Here is a 15115-nt window from a genome sequence, read left to right on the forward strand (position 1 = left end):
TAGGAAGGGTTTTTATTTTTTAGCATGAGTAAATTAAAAATAGGAATCGTTACCGTTTCGGATAGAGCTAGTCAAGGGATTTATGAAGATATTTCTGGAAAAGAAATTATCAAAGTAATGGAAGAATACGTTACTTCTAAATGGGAGCCTATATACAGAGTAATTCCAGACGAACAAGAAGTTATTGAACAGGAATTAATTGCTTTGAGCGACAAAGAAGAGTGTTGTATAATATTAACTACAGGAGGTACTGGTCCTGCATTAAGAGATGTTACTCCAGAAGCAACAGAAAATGTTTGTACAAAGCTATTGCCTGGCTTTGGAGAACTCATGCGTAAGAAAAGTTTAGAGTACGTACCAACCGCTATTTTATCTAGACAAACTGCCGGAATAAGAAATAAAGCTTTAATTGTAAACCTTCCTGGAAAACCTAATTCTATTAGAGAGTGTTTGCAAGAAGTATTCCCTGCAATACCTTATTGTATAGAGTTAACAGGTGGGTATATGATAGAAACTAACGACGAAAACATTAAGGTATTTAAACCTATGAACAAATAGTTTTTATTAGAGAGTATAAACTACACAATACAAATGGTCATCGAGCGGAGTCGAGGTGTAGTATTACTTATTGATATGACTATTCATTATCTATTTCTACATCAATATAAAAGTTAGGATCAACAGTTAACTCTTGTAGGTTTCCTTTTATTTTTTGCCAAACTCCCAGTTTAGGTGTAATCCAGACTTCTTTTTGTTGATGGGTTATTTTAACAGGAATATTAAAACTAGGGATAACATTTGTCCATTTGTAATAAACATTTCTCCCTTTCTGTTTTAGTACCAATTTAGGTGTGTTGGTCGTCGTTAAATATTGCTTAAAAAAAGGAACTAAATCTAGTTTGGTACATGTATTTAGATAATCTATGATTTCTTTACCAGTAACAATTTTATGATAGAATTGTTTGTTTAGACCTTGTAACATTTTTCTCCATAGGGTATCATCATTTATAATTTGACGTAATGTATGCAGCATTAAACTCCCTTTAAAGTACATGTCTCCACTACCTTCGTTATGCACATTGTAAACTCCTATAATAGGTTTGTCATTTAAAACCAATCTTCTTAATCCTTGTACGTATTCATTGGCTGCTAAAGTTCCGTAATGGTAGTCTAAGAATAAACTTTCAGAATACGTGGTAAAGGCTTCGTGCACCCATAAATCTGCCACATCGTTGCAAGTAATACTGTTTGCAAACCATTCATGCCCAGATTCATGAACAATGATAAAATCAAATTTATTACCCCACTTAGAACTCCCCATTGGATGACCTAAATACCCTTTTAAATACTTATTCCCATAGGCAACACAGCTTTGATGCTCCATGCCTAAATAAGGAGTTTCTACCAGTTTGTAACCATCATTATAAAAAGGATAAGGGCCAAACCAATGTTCCAACGCCTGTATTGTTTTAACCGCATCTTTAAAATGAGTTTTGGCTTTTGTAAGATGATCCTTTAATACGTGGTAGTTTAGAGTTAAATCTCCTTCTAGTCCTTTGTAGATTTCTCCAAAATGAACATAATCTCCTATATTAACTGCAATACCGTAACTATTAATAGGGTTGTTTACCTCCCAGGTATAAGAAGTTGTTCCATCTGCATTTACAATAGTTTTTGTGTTTCTACCATTCGATACATTCTTTAAACTACTAGGACAGGTAATGGTTATAGAGGCACTGGCTGCTTCATCGGATGGATGATCTTTACACGGCCACCAGATACTAGCCCCTATAGACTGATTTGCAGTAGCTATGAATGGCTTATCATTGTGATCTTTTCCCCATACAAAACCACCGTCCCAAGGAGCTTTTTTTGCTGCTTTAGGTTTTCCGTGATAATATACTTTAAGACTTTCTGTAAAACCAATATTTTGTTTTTTTTCCAATTGGACAAAATAACTAAACCCCTCTACTTTGTAGTTAAGTTTCTTGTTGTCCTGAATAATAGAGTCCATTACAAGCGGTGGCTGTAACTCTAATTGTAGTTTACGGTGTTTATGTACTACTTTATAATCAATAGTATTAATTCCTTTAATGCTCTTTGTAGCTGGATAAACCTGTACATCTAAGATATACTTTTGCACATCCCACCACATGCGCTCTGCTGTAATACTACCTCTTAAGCTATCTTGTTTAGAGAATTTTTGTGCATTGACACTTATTGTAATAAAAACAGTAATGATGGATATAGATAGTTTCATAAGTTACTTTATAAGTCTTAGCTGGTGTGGACTGGTTTTAGGAATTCTTTCAATAATACCTCTTGCTTCTAAATCTAATTTTACTGAAACGACATACCAGTTAACCTTTCCATCAAAAGAATTAGACAGCTCTAAAACAGCCAAATTATTAAGCTCCTTAAAAGTAATAGTTTCATTTTCCTTTACGGTTAACAAAATAAAATCTTTAATGGTGTCGTACTTGCTTTTTAAGATATTTACTCCCTTTTTTCCTTGCGGATGTAATGTTAGGATTCTTTCTTTGGAATTATTCATTACTGATGTTATTGTATTATTCCTTCAATTAAATCTCCTACATAATAAGAAACCAATGCTGCTAAAAGACCTAGTATTAGTGTTTCTGTAACTCCTCTCCAAATTGCTTTTTGGTTGATGTATGATTTTAAGGAACCTACAATTATAAAACCAAATGCAGTAGCAAGGGTAGAATAGAGGAATACATTTTCTCCAAGCGGAGTAACATAATCAATTACATATATAAAAAGAGGTATAATACCAATGGTTATAAAAGAAACATATGTAACTATTCCTTTACCAATAGGATTGTCTTCTTGTAAAATATTTTCTTTTTCTGCTGTAGAAGTCGCGTACTTTAGTGCATTGTCTTTTTCTGTTTTTGCAGACAAATAAGCTCCTATAGACATGGCAAAACCATCGGCTAATAAGTTGGCAAACCCTAAAATTAGAATAATAGAACTGTCTAAATTGGCTCCAACAGAACCCGCTACAACAGCAAACGTAGTTACACAACCGTCTATTCCTCCATACACAAACTCCCCTAAGTATTTTTCAATTTTGTAATAAAATGTAGATTTTTCCATGGCAGTAGTTGGTTAAGCTACTCAAATTTATGGCTTTAAATGTTTAGAAGCGATATGGATTAGTTGACTTTGTAGATTTCTAATTTGATGCTTTATGTATTAAAGAGTGTCCTGAATTCTTTGTACAACCATTGCGATAATCCTTTTATTGTATTCCGGAGTATTCTTTAAATATAGAAGTAATTCATCATCTGTTAACATACCAACTACAAGCCCAATGTATTGATTCTTTAAGTTTTGGTTTTTAGATACAGCAGTTTGGATGTATTCATTCTTTTTAAATATCTCCATTTTTTTTAATAGGACATTATTTTTAGCTAGCACATGTTGAAACAAAGCAATAATGCTTTGATGTTGTAGTTTTAATACAGGACGTAAGACCCCATTTTGGAATTTTTCTTCTAGAGACATATTATCTGTAATTATAGCAGATGCTATTAGAGGTCTAAGGTCTTTTTTTGTCATGTGTATTACTGTTTGATGTTGTTTACAGTTAGAAGTGTTAATGAAATCTAGAAAATAGAACTCTCTAGTAGGGTTGTTAGTTCTTCTAAAAAAGCCATTCCTTTTTCTGAATTTCCCTTGGCATTTAAAGTCGGACTAAATACGGTAATAGAAAATTTCCCTGGATGAACAGCAGAAATACCACCACCAACACCACTTTTTCCGGGAAGCCCAACACGATAGGCAAATTCTCCTGCTTCATCATAAAAACCACAAAGCTGCATAATGGCATTTATTCTTTTAGTTTTGCTTGGTGATAAGATCGTTTTACCACTACTTGGGTCTATTCCATTATTGGCTAAAAACAAGAATGCATTTGATAGTTGTTGACTATTCATTGCAACAGAGCACATCATAAAATAAAAGTTCATTACATCTTCTATCTTGTTGTTAATGTTCCCAAATGACTTCATCATGTGTACCAAAGCATAATTTCTGTAGGCAACTTTCTTTTCAGATTCAAATACTGTTAAATCATAATCAATACTAGTATCGTTGGTAACAGTATGTATAAAGTTTAAGAAATCTTGTTCAGGATTTTTTAAATGATCCAATAATACATCTGCAATTACAATAGCTCCCGCATTAATAAACGGGTTTCTTGGAATTCCTTTTTCGTATTCTAACAAGACTAAAGAGTTAAAAGGTGTTCCAGAAGGTTCAATTCCTAAACGTTTCCATAGTTTTTTATGCTCTCTGTCGTAAGCCATAATTAAAGAAAACACTTTACTAATACTTTGAATAGAAAATGGAGTAGCAGAGTCTCCATAGTTGTATTGCTTCCCCTCAACACAAGTTAAAGTAACAGCAAATAAATTAGGATCTACAGTAGCCAACTCGGGTATATAATCCGCTTGTTTTCCAGTGTATTTAAATCCTTTTAAACGTTCTGCACTTTTTTGTATAATATCTAAGTAATTCATTTTCTATTTCTGTTATTTATTAGGGCGGAATTAAAACGGTTTATTTAGCATCCTACAAACGCAGAAGCAGGTTAAAGTTTATCAAGCAAAAACTGAGCTGTATAAGAGTCGTTAACTTTAATTAATTCTTCTGGAGTTCCCATAAACTGTACATTACCACCATTTTTACCACCTTCTTTTCCAATATCAATAATATAATCGGCACATTTTACAAAATCTATATTATGCTCAATAACAATTAGAGAATGTCCATTATCTATTAGAGCATTCATAGAGGTTAACAGCTTTTTTATATCATGAAAATGCAATCCTGTAGTAGGTTCATCAAATATGAATAAAGTAGGCTCTTGTCTACTTCCTTTAACCAAGAACGATGCCAACTTAATACGTTGTGCTTCTCCACCAGATAGGGTAGAAGAGGACTGTCCGAGGGCTACATACCCCAGACCAACATCTTGCAAAGGTTGTAGTTTGTTGCAGATTTTGGTTTGTTTATACATTTTAAAGAAAGCCAAAGCTTCGTCTATAGACAGGTTTAAAATATCGTCTATATTTTTGCCATTGTATTTTACCTCTAAAACTTCCTTTTTAAAACGTTTTCCTCCACAAGCTTCACAAGGTAAATGCACATCAGCCATAAATTGCATTTCAATAGTCACAACACCTTCACCTTTACAGGTTTCACATCTACCTCCATCTACATTAAAAGAAAAGTGTTTTGCCTGATAGTTTCTCATTTTAGATAAATTATCATTGGCAAATAAGGCTCTAATATCATCGTATGCTTTGATATAAGTAACTGGGTTGGATCGTGAAGATTTTCCGATAGGGTTTTGATCTATAAATTCAACATTTTTTACTGCATCTAAATCTCCTTTAACCGCTGTTACTTCACCTATTTTATTTCCTTGTCCAAACAAATGTTTTTGTAATGAAGGGTATACTATATTTTTAACCAAGGTGCTTTTTCCACTACCAGACACTCCAGTAATTACAGCCAAACTGTTTAAAGGAATAGAAACATTTATATTTTTTAAATTGTTTTCTCTTGCACCAACTACCTCTATTCTTTTTGCACTTTTTCTACGTCTACTAGGAATCTCTATTGTCTCATTCCCACTTAAATAATTAGCCGTATGCGTTTCTTTTGTAAGAAGTTCATCAAATGTACCTTCGGCAACTAATTCTCCCCCAAAAACACCAGCATCAGGACCTATGTCAATAATATAATCGGCTTGTTTCATAATATCTTCATCATGCTCTACCACAATTACCGTATTCCCTAAATCTCGTAATTGTTTTAAAACTTCTATCAGCTTTAAACTGTCTTTTGGATGAAGTCCAATACTTGGTTCGTCTAAAATATACATAGACCCCACCAAACTACTCCCTAAAGAGGTTGCTAAATTAATACGCTGACTTTCTCCTCCAGACAAAGTATTAGAAGCTCTGTTTAAAGTTAAATAACCCAATCCTACCTTGTCTAAAAAACCTAAGCGATTGTTTATTTCTACCAATAACCGTTTTGCAATTGTCTCATCGTGCTTGCTTACTTTTAGGTGCTTCATAAACTGGGTAAGCTCATCAATAGGTAAATTAATAAGCTCATTAATGTTTTTTTTACCAACAAAAACATTGTTTGTTTCGGGTCTTAAACGGGTTCCTTTACAAGTAGTACAAGTGGTTTTTCCTCTGTAACGAGACAACATTACACGGAACTGAATTTTATAACTTTTTTCTTCTAGGTATTTAAAAAACTGTTGAATTCCTTCAAAATGCTGTGTTCCATTCAAAACCAATTCTTTTTGTTCGTTAGTTAGCTCAAACCATGGCTTATGTATAGGGATATCGTATTCAAAAGCATGATTGATCAATTCGTTTTTAAAATGAGCATTGCTTTCGCTTTTCCAAGGAGCTATACAATCTTGAAAAATAGAAAGAGAGGTGTTAGGAATTACTAACTCTTCATCAATACCAATTACATTACCATAACCTTCACAAGTAGGACAAGCACCGTAAGGATTGTTAAAACTAAAAAAGTGAGTATTAGGCTCTAAAAATACCTGCCCATCCAGTTCAAACTTATTACTAAACTCACGAAATGATGCATCGTTTAGATTCTCTAGCAAACATACTCCTTTACCTTCGTAAAAAGCAGTTTGTATAGAATCTGCCAATCTGTTGTAATAATCAACATCGTCTTTTATTACAATTCTGTCTATGACCAAATATAATTGAGTTTCAGAATTTATGGATTTCGAATCAACATCTTCAATTCTTAAAGTATCGTTGTTTACTTTGATACGAGCATATCCTTGCTGAACCAATATTTGTAAAACTTTTTCGGGGTCTCTGTCTCCCAATTCATACGGAGCTAATAGCAATAATTTTGTTCTCTCTTCTAAAGATTTTAAATGGTTTAAAACATCAGAAACGGTTTCTTTTTTAACCTCGTTTCCAGAAATAGGAGAGATGGTTTTACCAATACGTGCATATAACAACTTTAGATAATCGTAAATTTCTGTAGTTGTCCCCACAGTAGAACGAGGGTTAGATGAATTTACTTTTTGTTCTATAGCAATTGCTGGTGCTATTCCTTTGATATAATCAACTTTTGGTTTGTGTAGTTTTCCCAAAAACTGACGAGCATAAGAAGATAAACTTTCTACATACCTGCGTTGTCCCTCTGCATATAAAGTATCAAAAGCCAAACTAGATTTACCAGAACCCGATAAACCTGTAATTACAACCAATTTATTTCTTGGTATAGCTACATCTATATCTTTTAAGTTGTGTAAACCCGCTCCCTTTATTATAATATATTCTTTTGGTGATAATTGCTCTAATGTCTGATTCATGTCTAGTTTCTTGCACTGTAAAAGTAAGCTATTTGCGTTGATGTTGGAAAATGGCAATTAAGAAAAAAATGGATTAATGATTTGTTACGGTGTTCTAGATATATGTAACTACAATCTCTGTATTTGTAGGGTATTTTTGAAATGAACCAAAATCTAAAAACAAAAGAATGAACAGTAAAAGATTTAGTGCAATCGCATTGGCTGCCATTTTAATGGCGTGTGGAAGTAACAAGAGTAATACGACTTCTAGTGTGGTTGATGCAGTTAAAAAAGAGACTCAAGAATTAAAGGAGTTCGAAAAAGTTGCTTTACCAACCAATATTGCGCAAGAAGGAGTGTGGGAATTACAATCTAATGTGTCTGATGATTTTAATTATACGTTTAATGCTGTAAATGAATTCTCAGATTTTGGAAGTAAAAAATGGGTGAATTTTTACCATGCTAACTGGGATGGACCAGGGGTTACGTATTGGAAATACAACAAGGTTTCTGTTGATGGAAGTGATTTGTTGATTAAAACTGCCAGATGGAATCAAGATAACGAAGCAAACCCAATTTACACAAAAGGGGTAAAGATGAATATGCCTAACAGCGGTATTAGTACGGGTTGTATTACATCTACAGACAAGGTTAAATATCCTGTTTTTATTGAAGCTAAGGTAAGTGTAACCAATTTGGCATTGGCATCTGATGTTTGGTTGTTAAGCCCAGATGCTACACAAGAAATTGATATTATAGAATGTTATGGAGGTAAAGAACCAGGAAACGCATATTTTGCAAAATCTATTCATGTAAGTAACCATTCTTTTATTAGAAAACCATTTACCGATTATCAACCAAGAGATAAAGGAGCTTGGATAAAAAGAGAAGGAGTAAATAGCTGGGGAGAATACTGTAACGAAGTAGAAGGTAAAAGAAAATATGTGAATGCAGGAGTGTATTGGAAAAGTCCATTTCATTTTGAACATTATATAGATGGAGAGTTGGTACGTGTATTACATCACAACGCTGTAGCAACTAAAATTTACGGAACTTGGGAGTATGGGTATCCAACCATGACCAATGGGAAATTAGACGTAAAACATGGAAAACAAAAAATTACGCAAACAGCAACATCTAAAGAGTACGATTTTAAATTACTAAAAGCTGCAAGTAATCAATCGTCTGTAAGTATTATAGATCCATATGAATACCAAGGAGGGAAGGGTTATACCAAAGAATTAGATATTATTATTAATGTTGAAGCTCAGGATTGGCATGCCAAAGCAGGAAGAATGCCAAGAGATATAGATTTGGCAGACAAGACTAAAAACAATGATATGAAAGTAGACTGGATAAGAGTGTACAAGCCTAAGAAATAAGATCCTACCGTTGGATTATTTAAGGGGTGTGAATTTAATTCACACCCCTTTTTTTGATTTATGGTATGTTTTTTGTTAATTTTATAAATGTAACTTAAAAAAATGTCTATAGTCTAAAACTACTTCATTCAAACACAACAATTATGAAATACCTTGCCGCTCTAAGTGATGCGCAGTTAGTTTCTGATTATATTCAAGGAAATGAAGCTTGTTTAGCTGTATTAATAGAAAGACATCAACAAAGAATATTTGGTTTTATACTCTCTAAAACTGCAGACAGAGATTTAGCCAACGATATATTTCAGGACACTTTTATAAAAATAATCAACACCTTAAAGAGAGGTAGTTATAACGAAGAAGGTAAATTCTTACCTTGGGCATTACGTATTGCTCATAATCTAACAATGGATTATTACCGCAGTAAAAAGAGAAAAAACACAAAATATGCCACCGAAAACTATGATGTTTTAGATTTTTTGGGAGTGGAAGACGAGGGTGTAGAATTAACTCTAGACCAAGAAGATACCATTCAGAAAATTATAAATCTAATAGATACCTTACCACAAGATCAGCAACAAGTACTTAAAATGAGAATTTTTATGGGTTTAAGTTTTAAAGAAATTGCAGAACAAACAGAAGTTAGTATCAATACATCTTTGGGTAGAATGCGTTATGCGCTTATGAATTTAAGAAAAGTGATTCAGGAAAAAGAAATTACACTTTCTAATTAGAATGTTTAAAAATTAAAGGATTTTTACAATATTTTCATATTCTTATCGTTTTTGAAGAAACTTAAACAAGAGTATATGACAAAAAATTACACTGATTCTTTTACAAATAGCACAAACATTCAAAAAAACAAACCCAATCCAGAAACAGTATCGTTTCTTATAAACTACTCTAAGTCTTTTGACATTAAGAAGGGGAAAAGTATAAAAGAGATACGTTTGGAAAAAAACTAGAATGGATAGATGAAATAGATAGTATTAGATATAAGAGATGCTCTGTTAAAAAACGAACCTCTTATATCTAATATTTTAACATCTATTTTTTCTTTTTTTGATATTCGTTAATGACCGTTTTTCTACCGATGGTCTTGGTAATAATATCATTTTCTAAGTTCCAACCACGAGCTGGGGAATATTCTCTACCATAGTAAATAATTTGTAGGTGTAACTTGTTCCAAGTATGCTCTGGAAACAAACGTTTGGCATCTTTTTCTGTTTGTTCTACACTTTTTCCATTACTCAATCCCCAACGAAACATAAGGCGATGAATGTGAGTGTCTACAGCAAAAGCAGGAATGTTAAATGCCTGACTCATAACTACACTGGCTGTTTTGTGTCCAACGGCAGGAAGTTCTTCTAGATCTTTAAAATTAGCGGGTACTTCTCCGTTATGTTTTTCAATCAAAATTTTAGACAAACCATAAATTCCTTTAGATTTCATAGGAGACAAACCAACAGGCTTGATAATTTCTCTAATTTCTTCCACAGATAATTTTACCATATCATATGGGTTATCTGCTTTTTTAAACAACAGAGGAGTAATAATATTTACACGTGCATCTGTACTTTGTGCAGACATTAACACGGCAATTAAAAGTGTATAAGGATCTTTATGATCTAGAGGTATAGGAGTTTCTGGATATAGTTCCTCTAGTGTATCTAATACAAATTGAACTTTTTCTTGTTTGTTCATTTATTTAAGTACTATTATAGGTTTAGACGTATTGTTAACTTGAATAAAATAAATTCCAGAGTTTAGGTTTTCTGGCAAGGCTAAGATAGTACTATTGCTGGAATGTTCATTTTTAGTTTTTAATGTAGGTATAGAATAGATTAATCAATAGAACATATTTCTTAAAACCGTACAAGTCTTACTATTAAAATAAGCTATATTTACACACATGTTTAAAAAGTTCGTTCCTGCATATTTACTTACGTTTGTGAATGTTTTAGGTTTTAGTTTATTAATGCCTATACTCCCTTTTGTTGTAGAAAGTTATGGAGCACCCAAATGGTTTTTTGGGTTTCTAATAACCTTATACAGTGCTTTTCAATTTATAGGTGCTCCTTTATTAGGAGCTATGTCAGATACGCATGGAAGGAAACCTATTTTAATGATTAGTCAAGCAGGTACACTTTTATGTTGGATTGTTTTTCTTTTTGCATTGTCTTTACCTGATTTTCCTATTCTAGGGATTGCATTTCCCTTATGGATAATAGCTTTGTCCAGAATTTTAGATGGAATTACGGGAGGGAATGCTTCTGTTACCAATGCCTATGTTAGTGATTTAACAACCAAAAAGGAAAAGGGATATATATTTGGATATTTAGGTGGAATAGCTGGTATTGGAATGATTATTGGACCTGGTTTAGGAGGGATTACAGCCACAACACCTTTTGGATATAAAGGAACTATAATCACTTCTATCATCATATCAAGTATTACTTTGTTTACGGTTTTTAAGTGGTTAAAAGAAACACACCCAAAAGAAAAAAGAGTACCTCGTAAAAAAATAGATTTTGTAGAGGCAATTATAATTCCAGTAAGAGTTAAAAGAGTAAATCCTTCACCTATTATAAAGGTATTGTTCTCTATGAAATTCTTTTTCTCTGCCATGATGGGGTTCTATATAGGTACCATGGCTTTGTATTTGGTAGATTTGTTTCAGTTTAACGTAAAAGAGTTAGGACTTTTTATGGTTTTTATAGGAGGTTTTCTTTCTTTTAATCAAGCCATTGCTTCTAAATTTTTCATCAATAAAATTGGTGCTTTTAGAACATTGGTACTTGGCTTACTTTTTAGTGCAGTAGGTTTGGTAACTATTACGTTAACTGATGATATATGGTGCTTTGTGCCATTTTATTACATCCTAAATTTAGGATTGTCGTTGTGCTTTCCTGTATTTAATTCAATTATATCTGTAAATGCCAACCCAACCAAACAGGGAGAAATAATGGGAATAAGCGAAGGCATCAACTCTTTTTGCATGGCATGCTTTCCTGTAATTGCAGCCATAATTTACGGGTTTATAGGAAGTGATTTATATAGATGGATGACTTTATTACCCTTATCTGCTTTAGTGTTAGCTTTGATTGGTATTAGGAAATACGGAAAAAGCACGTTTAATATTAAGTAACTTTTTGGGTGAATCGTATTTGTATATTTTACAAGTTTTTAAACTTTTTTAATTCAGTATAAATAGCATCTTTCACATTTGTAAAGGATAGTTAATAGACGCTTTCACTATATTTGTGCTTATTTTTTAATAACAGCAATATGAACATGTTAAAAGTAGGGGATAAGGCACCTAATTTCGAAGCCGTAAATCAGCATGGAGACACTGTAAAGTTAAGTGATTTTGCAGGTAAAAAACTAGTGGTGTTCTTTTATCCAAAAGCAAGCACACCTGGTTGTACTGTAGAAGCATGTAACTTAAGAGATAATTATCAAACCTTTTTAGCCCAAAACTACGAGGTTATAGGTGTAAGTGCAGACTCTATTAAAAGACAGTCTAATTTTGCTACCAAACAAGAATTGCCTTTTTCTTTGTTAGCAGATGAAGATAAAAAGGTGATTGAAGCTTTTGGAGTTTGGGGACCTAAAAAGTTTATGGGAAAAGAATATGATGGTATTCATAGAACTACTTTTATAATAGATGAAAATTCAGAAATAATAGAAGTAATTGCAAAAGTAAAAACGAAAGAGCATACGGCTCAAATATTAAAATAATATGGAGCATGTTATACTTGTAAATGAAAAGGACGAGCCTATTGGAACTATGGAAAAGATAGAAGCTCACGAAAAAGCATTGTTGCATAGAGCTTTTTCAGTTTTTATCTTTAATGATAATGGAGAATTAATGTTACAGCAAAGAGCTGCAGAAAAATACCATTCTCCTTTGTTGTGGACCAATACATGCTGTAGTCATCAAAGACTAGGCGAGGGAAATATAGAAGCAGGTAAAAGAAGATTGCAAGAAGAAATGGGCTTTACTACAGATTTAAAAGAAGTTTGTTCTTTTATCTACAAAGCTCCTTTTGACAATGGATTAACAGAACATGAGTTTGATCATGTGCTTACAGGTGTATATAATAGTGAGCCTAATATTAATCCAGAAGAAGCAAATGCTTATAAATGGATGCATTTAGAAAAAGTAAAGTTGGACGTGGAAAAGAGCCCAGAGAATTACACCGCATGGTTTGTAATTATTTTTGAAAAATTTTACGATTACATTAAACAAAATGAGTTGGAAAAGGATTAGAGTGAAGTTATTGGTTGGTGTTCTATTTTCGATAATAGCAACATTGGCTTATTCATTTTATTTATATGGAGAAAATTGTTTGAACATAGCTTATTTAGATACTCAAAAACTAGTAACTAGATTGATTGTTCTTTTTCTGATAGGATATTTTATCATAGGAAACTCCTTTGCTCCTGAAAATGAAAATACATGGAAATAACAGTACATAGAGTTGCTTATTTTAATGCAGCACATCGTTTATTTAGAGCCGATTGGGACGATGCTAAAAATTTTGAGGTTTTTGGTAAGTGTAGTAATCCAAACTATCACGGTCATAATTACGAATTGGTCGTTTCTGTTACTGGACCTGTCGATCAAGAAACAGGTTTTGTAATGGATTTAAAAGTTTTAAAAAGACTGATTAAATTGGAAGTAGAAGATGTATTGGATCACAAAAATTTAAATTTAGAAATTGCTGAATTTAAAGAAACAAATCCAACGGCAGAGAACATTTCTATATACATATGGAATAAGTTAAGACCACACATTGAAGCACATTTAAACTTGGCAGTTACATTGTATGAAACACCAAGAAATTACGTAACATATTCAGGTAAATAATTCATCTTTATGAAAGTTATAGCAATGATTCCTGCTAGATTGCAGGCTTCTAGATTTCCTAAAAAACTACTAAGAGATTTATGTGGAAAAACAGTAATCACAAGAACATATGAAGCTACTATTAAAACTGGCTTATTTGATGATGTGTATGTGGTAACCGATAGTCAGGAAATAAAAGAAGAAATAGAAAGTAATAACGGTAAAGTTATTATGAGTATTAAAGAGCACGAATGTGGATCTGATAGAATTGCTGAAGCCGCAGATTTTGTCCCTGGAGATATCATTATTAATGTTCAAGGAGATGAACCTTTTACACGTAAAGAGCCATTACAAGATTTAATAGAGGTCTTTAAAAAGGATATTCACGGAGAAATAGCCGTAGCATCTTTAGTACATACTATGGATGAATGGGAGGAGATAGAAAACCCCAATAATGTAAAGGTTGTTTTAGATGCCAACAATTGTGTTATGTATTTTTCTAGAGCACCTATTCCATATCCTAGGGATAAAAGTATTAATACTACCTATTACAAACATATAGGAATTTATGCCTTTAGACGTTTTGCATTACTCAATTTTCCAGAAATGAAAATGAACCAGAACGAAGCTACAGAGAAATTAGAAGGAATACGTTTCTTGGAGCATGGGATGAAAATGAAAATGGTAGAAACTCCTTATAAAGTGGTTGGAATTGATACTCCTGAAGACTTAGAAAAAGCAAAAGAAATTCTACAAAATGTCTAAGTATAAAGTAATCGCTTTTGATGCGGATGATACGCTTTGGGTAAATGAACCCTATTTTAGAGAAGCAGAAGACAAATTTGCAAAGTTGTTATCTAAATACGAGACAGAGAATAAGATACATCAAGAACTATACAAAGTAATAACAGGTAATATTCCCTTATACGGTTACGGAGTTAAAAGTTGTATTTTATCTATGATTCAATGTGCCACAGAAATTTCTAATAATCAGATTTCTGCAGAAACCACTCAGAAAATTTTAGAAATTGGGAAGGAGATGCTAACTAAACCTATAGAGTTGCTTCCCAACATTAAAGAAGTATTGTCCTATTTATCTAAAAACTATACTCTAATTGTTTTAACCAAAGGAGATTTATTAGATCAAGAGAAAAAATTAGAACGTTCTGGTTTACTAGACTACTTTCATCATGTAGAGGTGATGAGTGAAAAAAATGAAAAAGGCTATGAACGTATTTTAAAACATTTAGATATAGAACCTAAGGATTTTTTAATGATTGGGAATTCATTAAAGTCAGATGTTTTACCAGTCTTAAACATTGGAGCAGAAGCAATTCATGTACCTTTTCATTCCATTTGGCAATTCGAAACTATTTCAGAAAAAAGTCTTGAAAAACACAGTTATAAAACTTTAACATCAATAAGTAAAATTGTTGATTTTTTATAAATTGATAAAAAACACAGCTATAAAATACAATATAAACATTTTTTTAGAGTTAT

17 protein-coding genes are annotated in these 15115 nt (G+C 32.5%); 10 read left to right on the forward strand and 7 right to left on the reverse strand.

What is annotated here, in order from left to right:
• The first annotated feature begins 24 nt into the window (after window positions 1–24).
• Window positions 25–558, forward strand: coding sequence for a molybdopterin adenylyltransferase (gene mog / locus ACXHHC_RS02185; protein ID WP_458228017.1), 534 nt, complete (start codon window positions 25–27; stop codon window positions 556–558).
• A 79-nt stretch (window positions 559–637) separates the two neighbouring features.
• On the opposite strand, the gene ACXHHC_RS02190 is transcribed toward mog, so the two are convergent.
• From ACXHHC_RS02190 to uvrA, 6 genes are all read right to left on the reverse strand, one after another.
• The gene (locus ACXHHC_RS02190; RefSeq protein WP_458228018.1) at window positions 638–2260 is read right to left on the reverse strand and encodes a M1 family metallopeptidase; all 1623 of its coding nucleotides are present in this window, start codon (window positions 2258–2260) and stop codon (window positions 638–640) included.
• Window positions 2261–2263: 3 nt separating this feature from the next.
• The gene (locus tag ACXHHC_RS02195) at window positions 2264–2554 is read right to left on the reverse strand and encodes a DUF6958 family protein (RefSeq protein WP_458228019.1); all 291 of its coding nucleotides are present in this window, start codon (window positions 2552–2554) and stop codon (window positions 2264–2266) included.
• A gap of 8 nt (window positions 2555–2562) precedes the next feature.
• A complete protein-coding gene (locus ACXHHC_RS02200; RefSeq protein ID WP_458228020.1) occupies window positions 2563–3120 on the reverse strand; it encodes a VIT1/CCC1 transporter family protein in 558 nt (185 codons plus the stop codon).
• Between the two features lie 99 nt (window positions 3121–3219).
• A complete protein-coding gene (locus tag ACXHHC_RS02205; protein WP_458228021.1) occupies window positions 3220–3585 on the reverse strand; it encodes a glyoxalase in 366 nt (121 codons plus the stop codon).
• A 47-nt stretch (window positions 3586–3632) separates the two neighbouring features.
• Window positions 3633–4547 (reverse strand): glutaminase, encoded by a 915-nt coding sequence (locus tag ACXHHC_RS02210; protein WP_458228022.1) that lies wholly within the window; start codon window positions 4545–4547, stop codon window positions 3633–3635.
• A gap of 71 nt (window positions 4548–4618) precedes the next feature.
• Window positions 4619–7405 carry an excinuclease ABC subunit UvrA gene (uvrA, locus tag ACXHHC_RS02215; RefSeq protein ID WP_458228023.1) on the reverse strand — a complete coding sequence of 929 codons (2787 nt, stop codon included), beginning with the start codon at window positions 7403–7405 and terminating at the stop codon, window positions 4619–4621.
• A gap of 167 nt (window positions 7406–7572) precedes the next feature.
• Between uvrA and ACXHHC_RS02220 the strand changes: the two genes are divergently transcribed.
• From ACXHHC_RS02220 to ACXHHC_RS02230, 3 genes are all read left to right on the forward strand, one after another.
• Window positions 7573–8766 (forward strand): beta-agarase, encoded by a 1194-nt coding sequence (locus ACXHHC_RS02220; protein WP_458228024.1) that lies wholly within the window; start codon window positions 7573–7575, stop codon window positions 8764–8766.
• Window positions 8767–8909: 143 nt separating this feature from the next.
• The gene (locus ACXHHC_RS02225) at window positions 8910–9497 is read left to right on the forward strand and encodes an RNA polymerase sigma factor (protein ID WP_458228025.1); all 588 of its coding nucleotides are present in this window, start codon (window positions 8910–8912) and stop codon (window positions 9495–9497) included.
• Window positions 9498–9572: 75 nt separating this feature from the next.
• Window positions 9573–9728 (forward strand): hypothetical protein, encoded by a 156-nt coding sequence (locus ACXHHC_RS02230; protein WP_458228026.1) that lies wholly within the window; start codon window positions 9573–9575, stop codon window positions 9726–9728.
• 82 nt (window positions 9729–9810) lie between these two features.
• Here ACXHHC_RS02230 and ACXHHC_RS02235 read toward each other — a convergent pair whose 3' ends face one another.
• Entirely contained in the window at window positions 9811–10467 is a 657-nt protein-coding gene (locus ACXHHC_RS02235) for an endonuclease III domain-containing protein (RefSeq protein WP_458228027.1), read from the reverse strand.
• Between the two features lie 208 nt (window positions 10468–10675).
• Between ACXHHC_RS02235 and ACXHHC_RS02240 the strand changes: the two genes are divergently transcribed.
• The 6 genes from ACXHHC_RS02240 to ACXHHC_RS02265 all read left to right on the forward strand — a co-directional run bounded on the left by ACXHHC_RS02240 (window position 10676) and on the right by ACXHHC_RS02265 (window position 15062).
• The gene (locus ACXHHC_RS02240) at window positions 10676–11911 is read left to right on the forward strand and encodes an MFS transporter (protein WP_458228028.1); all 1236 of its coding nucleotides are present in this window, start codon (window positions 10676–10678) and stop codon (window positions 11909–11911) included.
• Between the two features lie 140 nt (window positions 11912–12051).
• Window positions 12052–12504, forward strand: coding sequence for a thioredoxin-dependent thiol peroxidase (gene bcp / locus ACXHHC_RS02245; RefSeq protein ID WP_458228029.1), 453 nt, complete (start codon window positions 12052–12054; stop codon window positions 12502–12504).
• 1 nt (window position 12505) lies between these two features.
• On the forward strand, window positions 12506–13036 hold the full coding sequence (gene idi / locus ACXHHC_RS02250) for an isopentenyl-diphosphate Delta-isomerase (protein WP_458228030.1): 531 nt from the start codon (window positions 12506–12508) through the stop codon (window positions 13034–13036).
• A gap of 189 nt (window positions 13037–13225) precedes the next feature.
• Window positions 13226–13636, forward strand: a complete 411-nt coding sequence (locus ACXHHC_RS02255; protein WP_458228031.1) for a 6-pyruvoyl trahydropterin synthase family protein — start codon at window positions 13226–13228, stop codon at window positions 13634–13636.
• Between the two features lie 9 nt (window positions 13637–13645).
• Entirely contained in the window at window positions 13646–14380 is a 735-nt protein-coding gene (gene kdsB / locus ACXHHC_RS02260) for a 3-deoxy-manno-octulosonate cytidylyltransferase (RefSeq protein WP_458228032.1), read from the forward strand.
• A complete protein-coding gene (locus ACXHHC_RS02265; protein ID WP_458228033.1) occupies window positions 14373–15062 on the forward strand; it encodes an HAD family hydrolase in 690 nt (229 codons plus the stop codon). The genes kdsB and ACXHHC_RS02265 overlap by 8 nt, the downstream gene beginning before the upstream one ends.
• Window positions 15063–15115: the final 53 nt, after the last annotated feature.

Source organism: Wenyingzhuangia sp. IMCC45574 (assembly GCF_054182685.1).